This window comes from Streptomyces violaceoruber, from assembly GCF_033406955.1.
Taxonomy (GTDB): domain Bacteria; phylum Actinomycetota; class Actinomycetes; order Streptomycetales; family Streptomycetaceae; genus Streptomyces; species Streptomyces violaceoruber.
Window position 1 is genome coordinate 2,382,502 of the sequence record NZ_CP137734.1, and the last position, 18,816, is coordinate 2,401,317.

Annotated in this window: 13 protein-coding genes; 6 read left to right on the top strand and 7 right to left on the bottom strand. The window is 74.3% G+C overall.

The genetic code is table 11. The annotated features are described in order from the left end of the window. Nucleotides 1-91: 91 nt before the first annotated feature. Nucleotides 92-2,974: a glycoside hydrolase family 3 C-terminal domain-containing protein gene (locus tag R2E43_RS10225; RefSeq protein WP_106517481.1), complete on the top strand. Its 2,883-nt coding sequence runs from the start codon at nt 92-94 to the stop codon at nt 2,972-2,974. Between the two features lie 41 nt (nt 2,975-3,015). Here R2E43_RS10225 and R2E43_RS10230 read toward each other — a convergent pair whose 3' ends face one another. Together R2E43_RS10230 and R2E43_RS10235 are read right to left on the bottom strand one after the other, a co-directional pair. Further along, on the bottom strand, nt 3,016-3,729 hold the full coding sequence (locus tag R2E43_RS10230; protein ID WP_011030389.1) for a response regulator: 714 nt from the start codon (nt 3,727-3,729) through the stop codon (nt 3,016-3,018). Then, the gene (locus R2E43_RS10235) at nt 3,726-4,922 is read right to left on the bottom strand and encodes a sensor histidine kinase (RefSeq protein ID WP_011030388.1); all 1,197 of its coding nucleotides are present in this window, start codon (nt 4,920-4,922) and stop codon (nt 3,726-3,728) included. Before R2E43_RS10235 ends, R2E43_RS10230 begins: the two co-directional genes overlap by 4 nt. A 142-nt stretch (nt 4,923-5,064) precedes the next feature. Here R2E43_RS10235 and R2E43_RS10240 point away from each other — a divergent pair, with 142 nt between their 5' ends. The 3 genes from R2E43_RS10240 to R2E43_RS10250 are packed head-to-tail and all read left to right on the top strand — an operon-like array spanning nt 5,065 to nt 7,809. After that, nucleotides 5,065-6,198: a glycosyltransferase 87 family protein gene (locus tag R2E43_RS10240; RefSeq protein ID WP_011030387.1), complete on the top strand. Its 1,134-nt coding sequence runs from the start codon at nt 5,065-5,067 to the stop codon at nt 6,196-6,198. Beyond that, nucleotides 6,195-7,370, top strand: coding sequence for a glycosyltransferase family 4 protein (locus R2E43_RS10245; protein ID WP_011030386.1), 1,176 nt, complete (start codon nt 6,195-6,197; stop codon nt 7,368-7,370). Before R2E43_RS10240 ends, R2E43_RS10245 begins: the two co-directional genes overlap by 4 nt. Nucleotides 7,371-7,395: 25 nt before the next feature. Then, entirely contained in the window at nt 7,396-7,809 is a 414-nt protein-coding gene (locus tag R2E43_RS10250; protein WP_016327388.1) for a cytidine/deoxycytidylate deaminase family protein, read from the top strand. Nucleotides 7,810-7,818: 9 nt separating this feature from the next. Here R2E43_RS10250 and R2E43_RS10255 read toward each other — a convergent pair whose 3' ends face one another. The 3 genes from R2E43_RS10255 to R2E43_RS10265 form a co-directional block, all read right to left on the bottom strand. After that, nucleotides 7,819-9,264, bottom strand: coding sequence for an aldehyde dehydrogenase family protein (locus tag R2E43_RS10255; protein WP_319349580.1), 1,446 nt, complete (start codon nt 9,262-9,264; stop codon nt 7,819-7,821). 143 nt (nt 9,265-9,407) lie between these two features. Next, nucleotides 9,408-11,084 (bottom strand): PucR family transcriptional regulator, encoded by a 1,677-nt coding sequence (locus R2E43_RS10260; protein WP_319218609.1) that lies wholly within the window; start codon nt 11,082-11,084, stop codon nt 9,408-9,410. Between the two features lie 163 nt (nt 11,085-11,247). Beyond that, on the bottom strand, nt 11,248-13,383 hold the full coding sequence (locus tag R2E43_RS10265) for an ATP-binding protein (protein WP_030872333.1): 2,136 nt from the start codon (nt 13,381-13,383) through the stop codon (nt 11,248-11,250). A gap of 253 nt (nt 13,384-13,636) precedes the next feature. Between R2E43_RS10265 and gabT the strand changes: the two genes are divergently transcribed. Next, entirely contained in the window at nt 13,637-14,971 is a 1,335-nt protein-coding gene (gene gabT / locus R2E43_RS10270) for a 4-aminobutyrate--2-oxoglutarate transaminase (RefSeq protein WP_332056135.1), read from the top strand. Between the two features lie 397 nt (nt 14,972-15,368). Here gabT and R2E43_RS10275 read toward each other — a convergent pair whose 3' ends face one another. Beyond that, nucleotides 15,369-16,202 (bottom strand): tetratricopeptide repeat protein, encoded by an 834-nt coding sequence (locus R2E43_RS10275; protein ID WP_016327384.1) that lies wholly within the window; start codon nt 16,200-16,202, stop codon nt 15,369-15,371. Between the two features lie 44 nt (nt 16,203-16,246). Here R2E43_RS10275 and R2E43_RS10280 point away from each other — a divergent pair, with 44 nt between their 5' ends. Beyond that, nucleotides 16,247-16,951, top strand: coding sequence for a phosphatase PAP2 family protein (locus tag R2E43_RS10280; RefSeq protein ID WP_046247811.1), 705 nt, complete (start codon nt 16,247-16,249; stop codon nt 16,949-16,951). Here R2E43_RS10280 and R2E43_RS10285 read toward each other — a convergent pair. Continuing rightward, complete coding sequence (locus R2E43_RS10285) at nt 16,890-18,707, bottom strand: chitinase (protein ID WP_003973352.1); 1,818 nt, start codon at nt 18,705-18,707, stop codon at nt 16,890-16,892. The genes R2E43_RS10280 and R2E43_RS10285 overlap by 62 nt on opposite strands. Between the last annotated feature and the right edge of the window lie 109 nt (nt 18,708-18,816).

The window sequence follows — 18,816 nt, forward strand, 5'->3', positions numbered from 1 at the left end:
GATTGCTGCGCGTCTTGACACCCAAGCGGGACTGCACGGAGCATCGAAGCGCTTCGACGTCCTGCCCGCTCCATCCCAAGGGGACCCTCACGTGTCCGCAGCCACGCCGCCGTTCCGTGATCCGCAACTGCCGTTCGCGAAGCGCGTCGACGACCTGATGTCGCGGCTCACGCTCGACGAGAAGACCGCCTTCCTGCACCAGTTCGCGCCCGCCGTCGAGCGGCTCGGCATCGCCCCCTTCCGCACCGGCCAGGAGGCGCTGCACGGCGTGGCCTGGATGGGCCCGGCGACCGTGTTCCCGCAGGCCGTGGGCCTGGGCGCCACCTGGAACGAGGAGCTGGTGCGACGGGTCGGCGAGGCGGTGTCCAAGGAGGCCAGGGCGATGCGCGCGCGGGACGACCGCGTCGGTCTCAACGTCTGGTCCCCGACCGTGAACCTGCTGCGCCACCCACTGTGGGGCCGCAACGAGGAGGGCTACTCCGAGGACCCGAGGCTCACCTCGGCCGTCGCCACCGCCTACACCCGGGGCCTGCGCGGCGACCACCCGGCGTACTGGCGCACCGCGCCCGTCCTCAAGCACTGGCTCGCGCACAACAACGAGACCGACCGGGACACCTCCTCGTCCTCCGTCCGACCGCGGGTCCTCCACGAGTACGACCTGCGGGCCTTCCGCGACACGGTCGAGGCGGGCGCCGTGGCCGGGGTGATGCCGGCCTACAACCTGGTCAACGGCCGCCCCAACCACCTCTCCCCGCACCTCGGCCGGCACCTGCGCACCTGGACGCAGGAGGATCTCCTGGTCTGCTCGGACGCCGGCGCGCCCTCCAACCTGGTCGACTCGGAGCACTACTTCGACACCCACGAGGAGGCGACCGCCGCCGCGCTGCGGGCCGGGGTGGACAGCTTCACCGACCACGGGACGGACTCCTCGAAGATCGTCGCCCGCGTCCGGGGCGCCCTGGACGCGGGCCTGCTGACGGAGGCGGACGTGGACGCGGCCGTGCGCCGTCAGCTGTCGGTCCGTTTCCGGCTGGGCGAGTTCGACCCGGAGCACGACCCGTACGCGGGCGCGGCGGACACCGGCGCGGACTTCGACACGCCGGAGCACCGGGCGCTCGCGCGGGAGGCGGCCGAGCAGGCGGTGGTCCTGCTGAAGAACGACGGGGTGCTGCCGATGGCCCCCGAGACCCGCGTCGCCGTCGTCGGGCTGCTCGCCGACGAGTGCAAGCTCGACTGGTACAGCGGCACGCTCATCCACCGCTCCACCCCGCTGGAGGGGCTGTACGAGCGGTTCGGCGCCGATCGCGTGAGCTTCGCGGAGGGCGTGGACCGGGTCCGGCTGCGCACGGCCGACGGCAGGTTCCTGCACGTCCTCCCGGCCGACGACGCCTCCGCCGAGGCACCCGGCACGGAGGGCGCCCTGGACCCGGCCCTGCTCGCCGGCCGCACCGATCTGCCGCCCCTGACCACCGACGCCGTCGGCACCGAACTGGCGCTCATCGACTGGGGCGAGGGCGTACTCACGCTGCGCGCGCCCGACGGCCGGTACCTGTCCGTCGCCGAGGACGGCTTCGTGCGCGCCTCCGCCGACCAGCCCGGGGGCTGGGTCGTGCAGGAGACCTTCCGGCTGGAACCCCATGACGACGGTCACCTCCTGCGGCACACGGGAACGGGTCGTCCCGTCCAGGTCGCCGCCGACGGCGTGAAGGTTGCCGCGCCGGACGCGGCCGCTGGGGCCGCCGCGGGCAGTGCGGGCAGTGCGGACGCCGAGGTCTTCGAACTGGTCGTCGTCGAGCGCGGCGAGGACGCGGTGACGCGGGTGGCGGCGGGGGCGGACGTGGTCGTCGTGGTGGCGGGCAACGACCCGCACATCAACGGCCGGGAGACCGAGGACCGTACGACGCTGCGGCTGCCCGCGCAGCAGGAACGGCTGCTGCGCGCGGCCCGCGCCGCCAACCCGGCGACCGTGCTGGCGCTGGTGTCCGCCTATCCGTACGCGGTCGGCGTCGAGACGCTCCCGGCGGTGCTGTGGACCGCGCACGGCGGGCAGGCGGCCGGCACCGCGCTGGCCCGGATCCTCGCCGGGGACGTCTCCCCCGCGGGCCGGCTCCCGCAGACCTGGTACGCCGACGACGCCGACCTGCCCGGCCTGCTCGACTACGACGTGATCGGCGGCCGCCAGACCTACCTGTACTTCGAGGGGACGCCGCTGTTCCCCTTCGGGCACGGCCTGTCCTACGCGTCGTTCGGGTACGGGGACCTGACGGCTCAGGTGCGGGACGGGGCGGTGGCCGTGTCCTTCACGGTCACCAACACCGGGGAGGTCTCCGCCGACGAGGTGGCCCAGCTCTACGTCCGTGCCGAGGCCCCGTCGGTTCCGCGCCCGCGCCGCGAACTGCTGGCCCACCGCCGGCTCACCCTGGCCCCGGGAGCGTCGGACCGGGTCTCCTTCGAGGTCCCGCTGTCCGCCCTCGCGTTCTGGGACGTCGCGCACGACCGTTGGCGCCTGGAGCCGGGGCCGTACGCGCTGCTGGTGGGCGCCTCCAGCGAGGACGTGCGCCTGACGACGACCGTCACGATCGACGGCGAGCCCGCCGTGCCGCGCCCGGTCGGCGCACGGGGCGTGCAGGCCGTCGACTTCGACGAGCAGAGCGGCACGGAGATCGTCGACCGGACGAAGGCGGCGGGCGACGCGGTGGCGGCGGTCTCCGGACGAACGGGCGAACTGCTCTACCGGGACTGCGACTTCGGTGCCGGGGCGGCCGGGGTGACCGTGTCGGTCGCGGGTGCGGGCTCGGTCGAGGTCGCCCTGGACGGCGGCCCGGCGGTGGCGGTCCTGTCGCCGGACGCGCCCACCGCGGGGCCGTACGACTACGTGGAGCTGGCGAGCGCCTTCACCGCCGAGGGCGTCCACGACCTCCGCGTCACACTGCGCGGCGCACTGCGGCTCGCGCACGTCGGCTTCTCCGGCTGAGGGTCCGGAGGAGGCAGGAGGGCGGGGCCCGGCGCCGGTGTCTACCGGTGCCGGGCCCCACCCGACTCGCCGCCCGCGCGGACCAGGCCCAGTTCGTAGGCGACGATGACCGCCTGGGCCCGGTCGCGCAGCTCCAGCTTGGCGAACAGCCGGTTGATGTGGGTCTTCACGGTGTGGTCGGTGATGGTGAGGCGCCCCGCGATCTCCGCGTTGGACAGCCCCCGCGCGATCAGGGTCAGCACTTCCGTCTCCCGGGCCGTCAGGTCACCCGCGGCGGGGACGGGCAGCCGCGAACCGCGCGCGTGCACGAACTCGGCGATCAGCCGCTTGGTGATCTCGGGCGACAGCAGGGCGTTGCCGCCGGCCACCACCCGTACCGCATGCAGCAGTTCGGGGAAGGTGGCGTCCTTGAGCAGGAAGCCGCCCGCCCCGGCCGCGAGCGCGTCGTACACGTACTCGTCGAGGCCGAAGGTCGTCAGCATCAGGATCTTCGTGGCGCCGCCGGAGGCGGCCAGGATCTCCCGGGCCGCCTCGATGCCGTTCTTGTGCGGCATCCGGATGTCCAGGAGCGCCAGGTCGGGCCGGGTCTCACCGGCCGACAGCACCGCCTGCGCACCGTCCTCCGCCTCGGCGACGACCTCGATGTCCTCCTGGGTGTTCAGGAGGTTCACGAACCCGGTGCGGACCACCGCCTGGTCGTCGGCGACCAGTGTCCTGATCACGCGCGGCTCCTTCGCTGGTTCCGCGGGCCTCATCCGCTCCCCCACGGAAGCTCCGCCTCCACCAGGAACCCGCCGTCCGGACCGGCCCCCGCGCTGAGCCGGCCCCCGACCAGCGCGGCCCGCTCCCGCATCCCGGTCAGACCGTGCCCCGCGCCCGCACCTGGGCGGGAGTCGGTGCCGGGACCGTCGTCCTGGACGCGGAGGGTGAGCAGCCGGTCGGCGCCGTAGTCCACTTCGACCACAGTACGGGCGCCGGGGGCGTGCTTGCGCGCGTTGGTCAGCGCCTCCTGCGCGATCCGGTAGGCGGACAGCTCCCACGCGGCGGGCAGCGCCACCCGCTCCCCGGTGATCCGCAGCTCGGCCGTACCGCCCACCGCCCGGTGCTGGTCGACCAGTTCGGCCAGGTGGTCGAGGGTGGGCTGCGGAGAGGTGAGGGCGCTCTCGCCCTGGGGGGTGCGCAGGACCCCGAGCAGGCGGCGCAGTTCGGCCATCGAGGAGCGGGCGGTGGCGGCGATCTGCTGGAAGCCGTCGCGGGCCTCGGGAGTGAGCCCGGGCGTGGTGTACGTGGCGCTCTCGGCCTGGACGGCGATCATCGACACCGAGTGCGAGACGATGTCGTGCAGTTCACGGGCGATCGCGGCGCGTTCCGCCTCGGCGGCCTGCTGTCGCTCCATCGCGATCAACTGAGCCTGCGCCAGGCTCCGTTCGGTGCGGGTCTCCTCGCGGGAGCGGACCGCGTCCCCCATCATCACCGCCCCGAAGACGACCACGGTCACCAGGAAGGACTCGGCGAACAGGCTGAGCGAGCCCCGCTCCCACAGTGCGGGCACCGGCAGGTCCATCCGCGACCAGGTGTTGATGTGCACCAGGTTCACGCACAGCGCGCCGAGCGCGCCACCGGTGACGGTGAGGGCGGGGTGCAGCACCCGGTTGCGGCCCAGCGAGTAGCAGCCGGTCAGCCCGCTGACCATGATGGCGAGGTACAGGTTGACGTCCCCGGCGAAGCCGATCAGGCCCGCCGCGACCGTGAGCACCGCGACGGGCGGGAAGGAGCGCCGCCACATCAGTGAGACGGCGGACACCAGCACTCCGACCGTGGTCGTCACGCCGCCGGGAATGACGATCAGCTCCACGACCGCGCCGGCCGTCACGGCACCACCGGTGATCCAGGGATAGGCGGGAGCGGCGATCCAGTCGCGCAGCCGCTGTGGGGGCGACGTACTCATCCCTCCATGATTCCGGGCGGGGCGGCAGCGCGCGTCACCGCCCGGGTGGAGTCCGCGGGCCGAAGTCGTACCACGGGTTGACTCCCGAGTGTGGAGCCTCGGTTGACGCTCTTCGACCCGCGGATTCCTAGCGTCGACGGACATGAGGAAGACCTTTGGGGACCGGGTCGCGACAGACGCCGGGTGGCCCGTCGAACGGTATGCGTGGGCCGGGTGCGCGGTGGCGGTGGCGGGGTTCGCGCAGGTGTCGGACCTGGTGACACACCGGGTGTGGGGGTGGGCGGCCGCGGCGGGGTACACCCTCGCGGCGTTCCTGGCGTCGGGGGCCGTGCCGCGCCCGGCCGCCCGGGCGGCCGCTGTGGCGGGGGCCGTCGTGGCGCCGCTCGTCGGCCTGGTGGTGACGGGGCTCGGGCAGTCCGAGGTCGCCGTGATCGAACGGTCGGGGCGGCTGCTGGCCGCCACCGGGAGCCCGTACGTCACGGCCCCCTCGGCCGTGGGCGACTTCAATCCCTACCTGCCGGGGATGGCGCTCTTCGGCCTGCTGCCGGGAGATCCCCGCTGGTGGCTGGGCGGCGTGTTCGTCGCGTCCCTCGGCGCCGCCGGGTTGCGCAGCCCCGCACTGCTGCTCGCGTGCCCCCTGGTCGCGCTGCCCCTCGCGGTGGGCGGCGTCGACCTGCCGGTGGCCGGTCTGATGTGCCTCGGTCTCGCGCTGGCCGGGCGGGGCCGTCCGGGTGGCGCCGGTCTGGCGCTCGGGGCCGCCGCCGCCCTCAAGTGGACCGCCTGGCCGGCGCTGCCGGTGGCGCTGGCCCTGGTCGCCGTACGGCAGGGCGGCCGGCCCGCGCTGCGGTGCGCGGGCGTGGGCCTGGGCACCGGGACGGCGGTGGTCCTGCCCTTCGCTCTCACCGACCCCGCCGGCTTCTTCCGGAACGTCGTCGCGTTCCCCTTCGGGCTCACCGCCACCGACTCGCCCGCCGGCAGTCCGCTGCCCGGCCGCCTGCTCGCGGCGCACGTTCCCGGCGGCACGGTGATCGCGCTCGCGCTCCTGACGGTCGGCGCGCTGCTGACCGGTGCCTCGCTCGCGGTACGCCCTCCGGAGACCCTGCGGGCGGCGGCCGGCCGGCTCGCGCTCGGCCTGGGCCTCGCGACGGCCCTGATGCCGGCGACACGCTTCGGCTACCTGGTCTACCCGTTGCTCCTGGCCGCTCTGGCGCACGGGGCGGCGCGGCGCGACCCGGAGGTCACCGGCCGTCCCGTGGAGAGGACCCTCGCACGATGAGTGACTCCCGCGCCCGCACGCTGATCGTCACCAACGATTTCCCGCCCCGGCAGGGCGGCATCGAGACCTTCGTCCGTGAACTGGCCGACCGCTTTCCGCCCGACGAGGTGGTCGTCCTCACCTCCGCGCCCACGGCCGCGCCGGGGTCCGGCGAGTCCTTCCCGTACCCGGTGGTCCGCCACCCGGTCCGCACCCTCCTGCCGACTCCCGGGGCGACCGCGCACGCCGCGGCGGTGGCCCGCCGGTACGGCTGCGACCGGGTGTGGTTCGGCGCGGCGGCGCCCCTCGCGTTGATGGCGGGGCGGCTGCGGCGCACGGCGGGGATCGGCACCGCCGTCGCCTCCACCCACGGCCACGAGGTCTGGTGGGCCCGCACCCCGGGGCCCCGCGCGCTGTTGCGCCGCATCGGCTCCCAGGTGGACACGCTGACCTGGCTGGGCGAGCGCACCCGGGCCCCGATCGAGGCGGCCCTCGCCGCCGGCACCCGGACCGCCCGGCTGGTCCCCGGCGTGGACACCGGGACCTTCCACCCCGCTGCCGACGGCACCCGGGTCAGGACGAGGTACGGCCTGGGCCACCGCCCCGTGATCCTGTGCGCGGCCCGGCTGGTCCCGCGCAAGGGTCAGGACACCCTGATCAGGGCGCTGCCCTGGGTGCGCAGGGCGGTCCCGGACGCCGTACTGCTCCTGGTCGGCGACGGCCCTCACGCGGCCGGGCTGCGGCAACTGGCCCTGCGCGAGGGCGTCATGGACTCGGTCCACTTCGCCGGCGGCCATCCCCACCACGCGCTCCCGGCCTTCTACGCCGCCGCGGACGCCTTCGCGATGCCCTGCCGTACCCGCAAGGGCGGTCTGGAGCTGGAGGGCCTCGGCATCGTGTATCTGGAGGCCGCCGCGTCCGGACTGCCGGTCGTCGCGGGCGACTCGGGCGGGGCGCCGGACGCGGTACGCGAGGGTGAGACGGGGCATGTCGTCGACGGCCGCTCGGTCGCGGCGACGGCGGACCGGCTGATCAGGCTCCTGCGCGATCCCCGGCTCGCCCGCGCCATGGGCGGCGCGGGTCGCGACTGGGTGCGTACGGCATGGTCCTGGGACCACTCGTACGCGACGCTGCGGGACCTGCTGTCGGGTCGGACGGCGGGCTGCCGCACAGTGGGACCGGCCGACACCTGACACCACACCTGACAAGGCAGAGACGATGACCTCGCAGACGAACCCCGTCGACCACGAACTCATCGAGGCCGCGGCGCACGTGGCCCGTACCCGGTGCCGGGGCGACAACCACACCATGGCCGCCGCGGCCCGCGCCCGGGACGGGCGGATCGTCACGGCGGTCAACGCCTACCACTTCACCGGCGGCCCCTGCGCCGAGCTGGTCGTCGTCGGCGCGGCGGCGGCCCAGGGCGTGTACGAGCTGGAGACGATCGTCGCCGTCGGCGACCGCGAGCGCGGAGTCGTCCCGCCGTGCGGCCGGTGCCGTCAGGTCCTGCTCGACTACTTCCCCGGGCTGGAGGTGATCGTCGGTGACGGGGACCGCGTCCGTGCGGTTCCCGTCACCGACCTGCTGCCCGAGACGTACGTCTGGGCGGACCACCAGCTCGACGCCGGGTGAGACCGGACGTCAGAGCGCGAGTCCGGTGAGGACCAGCACCCGCTCGTAGGTGTAGTCGTCCATCGCGAACTTCACGCCCTCGCGGCCGACGCCGGACTGCTTGGCCCCGCCGTACGGCATCTGGTCGGCGCGGTAGGAGGGGACGTCGCCGATGACGACGCCGCCGACCTCCAGGGCGCGGTGGGCGCGGAAGGCGGCCTGGAGGTCGTGGGTGAACACGCCTGCCTGAAGGCCGTACTTGGAGTCGTTGACGGCGGCGAAGGCCTCGGCCTCACCGGTCACCCGCTGCACGCTGAGGACGGGGCCGAAGACCTCCTCGCGGGCGAGGGTGGTGTCGGCGGGCAGCTCGGTGAGGACGGTCGGGGCGTAGGAGGCGCCGTCGCGCTTGCCGCCGGTGAGGAGCTTCGCGCCCGCGTCGACGGCCTCCCGCACCCAGGCCTCCACGCGCTCGGCGGCGGCCTCGCTGACCAGCGGGCCGACGTCCGTCGCGTCGTCGTTCGGGTCGCCGGTGACCTGGGCCTCGACGGCGGCGACGATGCGGGGCAACAGGCGGTCGTAGACGGCGGCGTCGGCGATCACGCGCTGCACGGAGATGCAGGACTGGCCGCCCTGGTAGTTGGAGAAGGTGGCGATGCGCGCCGCGGCCCGGTCGAGGTCCTCGTCGTTCGCCCAGTCGGCGAGGACGACGGCCGCGCCGTTGCCGCCCAGTTCCAGCGTGCAGTGCTTGCGGGGCACCGAGTCCATGATCGCGTAGCCGACGGTCTCGGAGCCGGTGAAGGAGATGACCGGCAGGCGCTCGTCCTGGACGAGGGCGGGCATCTTGTCGTTCGGGACCGGGAGGATGCTCCAGGAGCCGGCGGGCAGGTCGGTCTCGGCGAGGAGTTCGCCGAGGATCAGGCCGGACAGGGGGGTGGCGGGGGCCGGCTTGAGGATGAGGGGCGCGCCGGCGGCGATCGCGGGGGCGATCTTGTGGGCGCACAGGTTGAGGGGGAAGTTGAAGGGCGCGATGCCGAGGACCACGCCCTTGGGGAAGCGGCGGGTGAGGGCCAGGCGCCCCTGGCCGCCGGCGTCGGTGTCCAGGCGCTGGGCCTCGCCGCCGTTGAAACGGCGGGCCTCCTCGGCGGCGAAGCGGAACACGGAGACGGCGCGGCCGACCTCGCCGCGGGCCCACTTGACGGGCTTGCCGTTCTCGGCGGAGATCAGGCGGGCGATCTCCTCGGTGCGCTCGGCCAGGCGGCGGCCGACGTGGTCGAGGGCGGCGGCCCGTACGTGGGCGGGGGTGGCGGCGAACTCGTCCCGTACGGCGTACGCGGCGGCCACCGCCTCCTCGACCTGGGCGTCGGTGGGCAGGCTCACCGTGCCGACGGTGGTGCCGTCCCAGGGGGACGTGACGTCGAAGCCGGACTCGCCGGTGGCCTGGCGGCCGGCGAGCCAGAAGGCGTGGGTGGAAGTCATTGTCGAGTCCCGGCCCTTCCGCGTTGGGGGTGGTGGGGTGTGCGCCGTGCGGGGTCCACGGTAGGGCGGGGCGGGGCGGCGGGTGCTTGTCCAGGGTGTAGTGGTGGGTGGGCGGTGTTCGACGTGGCGGCCAGGTGGGGGCGTTACTCCGGCGCCGTCGCCTTCAGGGCCAGCCACAGCTCCATGCGGACGTCCGGGTCGTCCAGGGAGCGGCCGAGGATCTCCTCCACCCGGCGCATCCGGTAGCGCAGGGTGTGGCGGTGGACGCCGAGGTCGGCGGCGGCCGCGTCCCACTGGCCGTGGCGGGACAGCCAGGCGCGCACGGAGGCGACCAGGTCGCCCCGGCCGGTGGCGTCGTGGTCGCGCAGCGCCCGCAGGAGGCCGTCGGCGAAGGCGCGCACCGCGTCGTCGGCGAGCAGCGGCAGGACCGAGCCGGCCGCCACGTGCTCGTGCTCCACGCAGACGCGGCCGCGCCGGCGGGCCACCGAGAGAGCCTGCTGGGCCTGCTTGTAGGCGGCGGACGCGGCGATGGGCCCGGACGGTGCCGAGACTCCGACGACCAGGCTCTCCTCGTCGCCGCCCGCGAGGGGCTCGGCGGCCGGGCGGGCGGCCTCCAGCGCGGACGCGTGCTCGACGCAGGCGGCGACGGCCGCGCCCCCGTCGGTGGCCAGCACCACCAGGCGTTCCCCGTCGGGGACGGCCAGCACCGCCTCGCCGGCGCGGGCCGCCGCGGACTCCGCCGCCTCGGCGAGCGCGCCGAGTGTGCCGAGTGTGCCGAGTGTGCCGAGCGGGTCGCCGCCGGGGTCGCCGCCCGCCCCAGCCGCGGTGTGCGCGGCCGTGGGGCCCCTGTTCCTGGCCGCCCCCGACTCGGCGACGATCACCCGGAACGGCGCGTCCAGCAGCCCGCCGTACAGGTCCCCGGCGACCGTGCGCGCGTGGTCGGGTTCGCCGGCGAGCAGCATGCGCAGCACGGCCGCGTCGATGCGCAGCCCGGCCTCGTGCAGGGAGCGGGAGCGTTCCGTGGTGAGGGTGAGCAGGGCGATGGCGGAGTGGACGGCGTACCGCTCGGCGGTGCCGAGGGCGGCGGCGGTGCCGACGGCGAGCGCGGCGCGGGGCCTGCGGGAGGTGCCCAGGGAGTGCAGCTCGACCCGGTCGGCGTTCTCGGAGTGCCCGGTGTTCCCCGCACCGCCGACCACCGACGAGGCGGGCGCGGGGCGCTCGCGCAGCCGCTGCACGTCCGCGGTGAGCCGGGCGGCCCGGCGCCCCGCCCACTCCGGTGCCGAGGCGACGACGGCGCCCGAGGCGTCGTACAGCGCCGCCCAGCCGTCGACCTGCGCGGCGAGCGCGGCCAGCAGCCCCTCCGGGCCGTCGGTGAGGGTCCGCCGGGTCAGCTCCCGCTGGGCGGCGAAGCCGGCCGTGACCGCGCGGTACTGGTCGGCGGCGATGGCGGCGGAGACGGCCTTGCTGATGGCGAGGAAGGGGGTGCGGCGCGGTACCTCGAGCAGCGGCAGACCCTCCTGCCGGGCGGCGTCCACCAGCGCCTCGGGGACGTCGTCGTAGTTGACCCCGACGGCGAAGCCGAGGCCCACCACTCCCGCGCCCGCCAGCCGCTTCACGTACCGGCGCATCGCCTCGGGGTCCTCGGCGTCCAGCTTGAGGGCGGTGATCAGCAGCAGCTCCCCGCCCTCCATGTAGGGCACGGGGTCGGCGAGTTCGCTGACGTGGGCCCAGCGCACCGGCACGTCGAGGCGGTCCTCGCCGGCGCGCACGGTCAGCTTGAGCGCCGAGTGGTGGACGAGCGAGGCGAGCGTGGGGGGCATGTGGCCTGGGCCTTCGGGGTCTGCGTCGGGGTGCGGGGCGGCCGCGCGGTGTCCGCGGCCCGGTGTGGAGTCTCTGTGATCTTTTGGCCGCCGCGTATGAACGACCTGTGTCGATTCTGCCTCACTGTACGATCCCGCGTGCCCGCCCGTGGTCCCGTACGGCTCACCCGCGCAGATCGACCAGCAGCGGCGGCGCGTGCTCCCCCTTGACGCTGGTCAGCGACAGCACCGCGTGCCCGGCCGGCACGGCGTGCGCCAGCTCGGAGGCCGACCAGCGTTCCCGCTCGACCTGGCGGACGGTCACCGCGCGCGCGGTGGGCGCCTTGCCGGTGATCACCCGGCGGAGCATGTGCACGGCCTTGCCGGCCGGGGTCTCGGCGATGATCTGCCGGTCGGTGACGTCGCGGGCCTCGGTCCACTCCTTGCCCCACACCTCGGCGAAGTCCTGCCCGTCCCAGGGGGTGAGCCCGGACAGCGCCATCCGGCATCCGATGGCCCCGAGCAGCGGCCCGCGCAACGGGCGCGGTACGTCGTCCAGAGTGCGCAGGGTCAGGACCACGCCGGCACCGGCCGAACGCAGCCGCTGCACGCCCCGTACCGCCTCCGGCGTGACCACGCCGCTCGCGTCGTCCAGCACCAGGCAGGCGAACAGCGACCGGTCCTCCCGCACCGAGACGCTCGCCGTGAACTGGGCGAGCACCAGCCGGGCCAGCATCCGGGAGGCGTCGGCGTGACCGCGCTGGGGCAGGTCGATGCGGACCCGCACCGGGTGGTCGAGGGCCTTGAGGGAGAACGGCCGGGACTGTCCGGAGGTGTCGAAGAACGGGGCGAAGGCGGGGCGGTCCAGGAGCGCCACCCGGTCGGCCAGGACGCCGCCCACGTCGCCGGGCCGGCCCTGCTGCCGCTCGCGCGCGTCCAGCTCGCGCAGCAGGGACTCCTGCCCGGCCGCCCGCAGCCCCGCACGCAGCTCGGCCAGCGGTCCGGGCGCGCCGTCCAGCAGCTGCCGCAGTTCGGGCACGCCGGGGAAGCGGCCGTGGACCGCGCGGAAGGGGCCGAGCAACTGGGCGAGGACGGTGGTGGAGCGCCGGGTGTCGCCGCCCTGGTGCTGGTCGGTGAGGTCGCCGGCCAGTGCCTCCGCGAGGATGACGGCGGCCTCGTCGGGGTCGGTGGTGCCGCCGTACAGGTCGAGGTCGTACACGGAGTCGGGGTTGCCGATCCGGACGACGACGTCGTAGGCGTCGGCCGGGCCGAGGTCCGCGCCCGCCGCGCCGACCACGACGACCGCGGCGCGCCCGGCGAGCGCGTGCAGGCACAGCGACTCGGAGAGCGGACGCACCACGCTGCCGGTCTTGCCGGAGCCCGCGGGTCCGACGGCGAGCAGGGACGTGCCGAGCAGGTCGGGGCCGAGGGCGAGGCCGGTGCCGCGGTAGGCGTAGGGGTTGCGAGCGTCGTCGGCGGCCGTGCCGATGCGCACCTGGCCGGTGACGAGGTCGTGCCGGGCCTGCCGGACGGGCAGGTCGCGGGCGCCGGAGGGGTGCGGGCAGGCGGCGGAGCCGTGGCTGAGCACGGCTCCGGTGAAGGTGGCGAGGCTGTGCCGACCGCGCTGCACGCCCTGCCAGGCGCGGGCGATGCGGGCGTGGTCCACGTCCCGCATGAGTCCGGAGCGGGCGTCGGCGGCGAGCCGCTCGGCGGCGTCGTGGGCACCGGCCGCACGGAGCGCGGGCCAGGCGGCGGGGTCCTCCTCGGGGGCGGGCGGGGGGACCGCGCCGGGGACGGCACGGCGCCAGGCGGGCGGGCCGTAGCGCCGCCAGATCTCGCCCCAGCGGCCGAGCCGCCCGACGCCGACCATGATGATGCCGGCGATCAGGACGTAGTAGGCGTAGACGACCACGACCGAGGCGAAGCTGTGGGGCTCGGCCCAGGAGTCCGGGATCATCGCGTAGAGGGGCAGCAGCCACCAGCCGCCCAGGTAGCCGTTCCAGAGCAGCGACCAGATCAGCCAGCCGACCAGGAAGGCGATCACCGCGCCGCTCAGCAGCTGCCGGCCCGGCACCCGCTCGGCCTCCTCCTCGGGCCGCGGCCGGTGTCCGAACCGCCACACGCCCGGCAGGGCCTGGGGGCGCGGGGTGCGCAGCCAGGTCAGGAAGGCCGAACCGTCCGAGGCCCCGGGCGCCCGCGCAGGCCGGGGCGGCACCGCGGGGGCCTCGGGGGGCTTCGCGGGCACCTCCGGGGGACCCGCCGGACGCGGCACCGGATTCGCATGCGTGCCCCGCGCGTCCCGGGTCCCGTCGCCGTCCATCGCCCTTGCCCCCTGACCTGCCGCTCCGTCCACCATCAGCGAGCCAATCTAACGCCCTCCCAAGGGGAGTTCACCGCTTACGCGGCCGGGCCCGCGCCGACGTGTCCATATGTCGCCGTTCCCGGCACCTGTCCATGTCGGACAACCGCCCGCGCGGACAACGCCCACATGGAGCATGCCCACCCCACGGCGCCGGTCCTAGCCTGCGAGAAAAGAAGTCAAGCGTTCGCCCGCACGACCCCAGGAGCCCCCCATGACCGCACTTCCGCAGGAGCGCCGCGTCGTCACCGCCATTCCCGGCCCGAAGTCGCAGGAGCTGCAGGCCCGCCGTACGGCCGTGGTCGCGCAGGGTGTGGGCTCCACGCTGCCCGTCTTCGTCGCGCGCGCCGGCGGCGGTGTCATCGAGGACGTCGACGGCAACCGCCTGATCGACTTCGGTTCCGGCATCGCGGTGACCTCCGTCGGCGCCTCCGCCGAGGCCGTCGTGCGCAAGGCGTCCGCGCAGCTCGCCGACTTCACCCACACCTGTTTCATGGTCACGCCGTACGAGGGCTACGTCGCCGTCGCCGAGGCGCTGGCCGAGCTGACCCCGGGCGACCACGCCAAGAAGTCGGCGCTGTTCAACAGCGGCGCCGAGGCCGTCGAGAACGCCGTCAAGATCGCCCGTGCGTACACCAAGCGGCAGGCCGTGGTCGTCTTCGACCACGGGTACCACGGCCGGACCAACCTGACCATGGCGCTGACCGCGAAGAACATGCCGTACAAGCACGGCTTCGGTCCGTTCGCGCCCGAGGTGTACCGGGTGCCGGTCGCCTACGGCTACCGCTGGCCCACGGGTGCGGAGAACGCCGGTCCGGAGGCCGCCGCGCAGGCGATCGACCAGATCAGCAAGCAGGTCGGTGCCGAGAACGTGGCCGCGATCATCATCGAGCCGGTGCTCGGCGAGGGCGGCTTCATCGAGCCGGCCAAGGGCTTCCTGCCCGCGATCCGGGAGTTCGCCTCGGACAACGGCATCGTCTTCGTCGCCGACGAGATCCAGTCCGGCTTCTGCCGCACCGGCCAGTGGTTCGCCTGCGAGGACGAGGGCATCGTCCCGGACCTGATCACGACGGCGAAGGGCATCGCGGGCGGTCTGCCGCTGTCCGCCGTCACCGGCCGCGCCGAGATCATGGACGCCGCGCACTCCGGCGGCCTCGGCGGCACCTACGGCGGCAACCCGGTGGCGTGCGCGGGCGCGCTCGGTGCCATCGAGACGATGAAGGAGCTGGACCTCAACGCCCGGGCGAAGGACATCGAGGCGGTCATGAAGTCCCGCCTGGCCGCCATGGCCGAGAAGTTCGACGTCATCGGCGACGTCCGGGGCCGCGGCGCGATGATCGCGATCGAGCTGGTCCAGGACCGCGAGACCAAGGAGCCGAACCCGGCGGCGACGGCCGCGCTCGCCAAGGCCTGCCATCAGGAGGGGCTGCTGGTCCTGACCTGTGGCACCTACGGCAACGTGCTGCGCTTCCTGCCCCCGCTGGTGATCGGGGAGGACCTGCTGAACGAGGGTCTCGACATCATCGAGCAGGCGTTCACCCGCGTCTGAGCACGAGTACCGAACGCGCATCCGAGCCCTGTTTCGCACGCCTGGCGGAGCGAGCGGCAGAGCGTGTGAAGAAGGTGTGCGGGGTGGATGTCAGGACGCCGATGGAGCTGTCCTGAGCGCACCCCCTGCCGTAGGTTCTACGCAGATGAGAGATACACCCGCCCACAGGGGACTGTGGGCGGATCATCAGGACGAGGCTTCCCCGGCTTCGACCTGGTCGTGCCTCGCGCACACAACCGGAGCCCACGGGCTCCGGCTTCCTCACCGATCGGACGGTCGCCCGCCCCAAACCCCCCGGGGCGCGCGGCGTTCCGGTCAGGACGGCCGCCTCGGCACTCGGGACGGTGGTTCACCGAAGGGCCGGCACACTCCCCCCCTTGTGCCGGCCCTTCGGTGTTCACTCCCCCGGTTCTCCTCGGGACTCCTCGCCCGGCTCCGGCCCGGTGACGCGGGCCAGCAGGGCACGGGCCTCGCCGGTGCGCGGATGGGCCGGGTGCAGCCACCGCTCGCAGTCGGCCAGCGACCGTCGTACGGCGTCCTCCGCCTCGGCGCGGCGTCCCAGTCCGTACAGGGCCTCGGCGGCGACCAGGTCCGGGTGCCCGGCGGCGTAGCGGGGCGGCCGGGGCGGGCTCCGGCGGACCTCCGCCAGCGCCTCCTCGTAGCGGCCCTGCCCGTTCAGGCTCTGCGCCAGCGTGGTGTGCAGGACGCCCGCGGCGGGTCCGTTCGCCCGGGACAGGTTGCCGCGGACCACGGCCTCCGCCTCCTCGTGGCGGGCCAGTCCGCACAGCACGGTGGCCAGGTGCCGGAGGGTGTTGGTCTCCAGTCCCGACACCGGGGCGCGGTGGGCGATCTGGTTCAGCTCCCTCAGGACGCCGTTCGCCACTGTCTCCGCCTCGGCGTACCGCCGCAGCCCGGACAGGGCCACCACGCGGTTGCTGCGGGCGATCAGTCGCAGCATCTGCGAGTTGAGGCCGACCGGCTCCAGTTCGGCGATCAGCGTGTCCAGCTCGTCCAGCGCCTCGGCCATCCGGCCGTGCATGACGGCCGCTCCCGTGGCCAGCACCCGCGCCTCCCAGTGCGGCGGACGTCTGCGCCAGGGGCGCCGCGGGAGCGCGGCCAGCGTCCGGGCCTCGGCCTCGACCTCCTCGTACCGGCCCTCACCGGTCATCGCCTTCAGCCGGGCGAAGGTCTCTCCCCACTGGCTGTCCCGTGCCGTTCGTATGGTCGTCACGGGCGGTGAGACTACGCGAGGCCTGGCCTGCGAAGCTGGGCGTCATGCCGGTCTCCGCCCCGCCTCGCGCCCTGTCCGCCCTCGTCGGGCTTCCCGTGCTGCTCTTCGCGCTGATCACCTGGCAGGTCGTCGCCGACGGCCCCCTGGCCGGGGTGGACGAGCGGCTGAGCGGGGCGCTCGTCCACCCCGACCGGTTCTCCGAGCTGCTGTCCGACCTCGGCAACGTGCAGGTGGCGGTGCCGGTCCTGGTCGTGGCGCTGGCGTACGCGGCGTGGCACGGGCGGGTCGCGGGTGTGGGCCTGTGGTGGCTGCCGCCGCTGGCCGGGGCCCTGGCGATGGTGCTGGTGCCGGCGCTGGTCGCCCCGTTGAAGGAGTGGACCGACCGCCCGGGCACCCCGGCGGTGCCGCCCGCGGTCGGCTACTACCCCTCGGGTCACACCGCCACGGCGGTCGTCGCGTACGGCGCGGCGACGGTGCTGCTGCTGGGGCGGCTGCGCGCGCCGGCCGTACGCCGGACGCTGGTCGTGCTGTGCGCCCTGCTGGTGCTCGGCACCTCCTACGGGCTGGTGCGGCGGGGCTATCACTGGCCCCTGGACGTGGTGGCGAGCTGGTGCCTGGGAGTGGTGCTGCTGGCCGGGGTCCGGCTGGTGGAGCGCCGGACCCCGCCCGGCCGGACCCCGCGGGACGTCAGCCGAAGTACGCGTCGAAGTTCTTCTGGAACTCCCAGTTCGAGTAACGGTCCCAGTTGATCGACCACGTCATCAGGCCGCGCAGGTCGGGCCAGGTGCCGTGGGTGGCGTACGAGCCGCAGTCGGTCTTCTTGGTCAGGCAGTTCAGGGCCTTGGTGACCTCGGCCGGGGAGACGTGGCCGTTGCCCGCCTGGGTGGAGGCCGGCATGCCGATCGCGACCTGGTCCGGGCGCAGCGGCGGGAAGACGTTGTTCGCGTCGCCCGCGACCGGGAAGCCGGTGAGCAGCATGTCGGTCATGGCGATGTGGAAGTCGGCGCCGCCCATGGAGTGGTACTGGTTGTCGAGGCCCATGATCGAGCCGGAGTTGTAGTCCTGGACGTGCAGCAGGGTCAGGTCGTCGCGCAGGGCGTGGATCACCGGCAGGTAGGCCCCGGCCCGCGGGTCCTGGCCGCCCCACTTGCCGGTGCCGTAGTACTGGTACCCGAGCTGGACGAAGAAGGTCTCGGGCGCCATGGTCAGCACGAAGCCGTCGCCGTACTTGGCCTTCAGGGTCTTCACGGCCGAGACGAGGTTGACGATGACGGGGGTCTTCGGGTTCTTGAAGTCCGTGTCGTCGGCGTTCAGGGAGAGCGAGTGACCCTCGAAGTCGATGTCGAGGCCGTCCAGGCCGTACTCGTCGATGATCGCGGAGACGGAGGAGACGAACTTGTCGCGGGCGGCGGTGCTGGTGAGCTGCACCTGGCCGTTCTGGCCGCCGATGGAGATCAGCACCTTCTTGCCGGCCGCCTGCTTGGCCTTGATCGCCGCCTTGAACTCGGCGTCGCTCTCCACGTTCGGGCACTCGGCGACCGGGCAGCGCTCGAAGCGGATGTCCCCGGAGGTGACCGAGGTGGGCTCGCCGAAGGCCAGGTCGATGACGTCCCAGCTGTCGGGCACGTCGGCCATGCGGGTGTAGCCGGAGCCGTTGGCGAAGCTGGCGTGGAGGTAGCCGACCAGGGCGTGGGCCGGGAGGTCGGAGGAGCCGCCGCCGTCGTCCGGGCGCTGGGCGGTGGTGGCCGTGACCGTGGCCGAACGCGCCGACTCGCCCGCGTCGTTGACCGCCGTGACCTGGAAGGAGTACGCCGTCGACGGGGTCAGGCCGGTCACGGTGGTGGAGGTGCCGGTGACCGTGCTGACCTTGGCGCCGTCGCGGTAGACGGCGTATCCCGTCGCGCCCGGCACCGGTGACCAGGACAGGGCGACGGCGGAGGAGGTCACCGAGCCGGTCTTCAGGCCGCCGGGGACTGCCGGGGGCTGCTGCGTCTCACCGCCGGGGCCGGTGAGGGAGATGTCGTCGGCGTGGTAGGCGCCGGTGCCGTACCAGCCGTGGGTGTAGATGGTGACCCTGGTGGTCGAGGGGCCGGTGCGGAAGGTGGTCGTCAGCTGCTGCCAGTCGGGGGCGGACTGGGCCCAGGTGGAGACGTCGGTGGTGCCGGTGCCACTCGCGCCGAGGTAGACGTAGGTGCCCCGGACGTATCCGGAGAGCGTGTACGGGGAGTCCGGTTTGACGGACACCGTCTGCGAGCAGCGGGCGTTGTCGGCGCCGGCCGGGGTGGCCTTCAGGGCCGACGTGCCGCCGTGCACGGGCGAGGTCACGGTCGTGCCCGCGGTACAGGTCCAGCCGTCGAGCGCGGACTCGAAGCCGCCGTTGCGGGCGAGGTCCGCGTCGGCCGCACGGGCGGCCGACGTGAGCGCGGTCAGGCCGGACGCGGCGAGGGCCGCGGCCGTGAGCAGGGTGACGAGGGGGCGGCGGGCGAGAGGTCTGGCGCGTTGCACGACTGCGCGTTCCACAAGTGCCTCCGGACATGGGGGAGATGGGGAGGGTGGAGCGCGCCCAATTTGGTCCAGACCAATTCTGTTGTCAACCCCTTGCGCACCTCACCAG

Bases quoted from the DNA above. Each gene is read 5' to 3' on its own strand.
- R2E43_RS10230 (WP_011030389.1), bottom strand. From the start codon at position 3,729: ATGAGGCCCGCGGAACCAGCGAAGGAGCCGCGCGTGATCAGGACACTG.
- R2E43_RS10235 (WP_011030388.1), bottom strand. From the start codon at position 4,922: ATGAGTACGTCGCCCCCACAGCGGCTGCGCGACTGGATCGCCGCTCCC.
- R2E43_RS10240 (WP_011030387.1), top strand. From the start codon at position 5,065: ATGAGGAAGACCTTTGGGGACCGGGTCGCGACAGACGCCGGGTGGCCC.
- R2E43_RS10245 (WP_011030386.1), top strand. From the start codon at position 6,195: ATGAGTGACTCCCGCGCCCGCACGCTGATCGTCACCAACGATTTCCCG.
- R2E43_RS10250 (WP_016327388.1), top strand. From the start codon at position 7,396: ATGACCTCGCAGACGAACCCCGTCGACCACGAACTCATCGAGGCCGCG.
- R2E43_RS10255 (WP_319349580.1), bottom strand. From the start codon at position 9,264: ATGACTTCCACCCACGCCTTCTGGCTCGCCGGCCGCCAGGCCACCGGC.
- R2E43_RS10260 (WP_319218609.1), bottom strand. From the start codon at position 11,084: ATGCCCCCCACGCTCGCCTCGCTCGTCCACCACTCGGCGCTCAAGCTG.
- R2E43_RS10265 (WP_030872333.1), bottom strand. From the start codon at position 13,383: ATGGACGGCGACGGGACCCGGGACGCGCGGGGCACGCATGCGAATCCG.
- gabT (WP_332056135.1), top strand. From the start codon at position 13,637: ATGACCGCACTTCCGCAGGAGCGCCGCGTCGTCACCGCCATTCCCGGC.
- R2E43_RS10280 (WP_046247811.1), top strand. From the start codon at position 16,247: ATGCCGGTCTCCGCCCCGCCTCGCGCCCTGTCCGCCCTCGTCGGGCTT.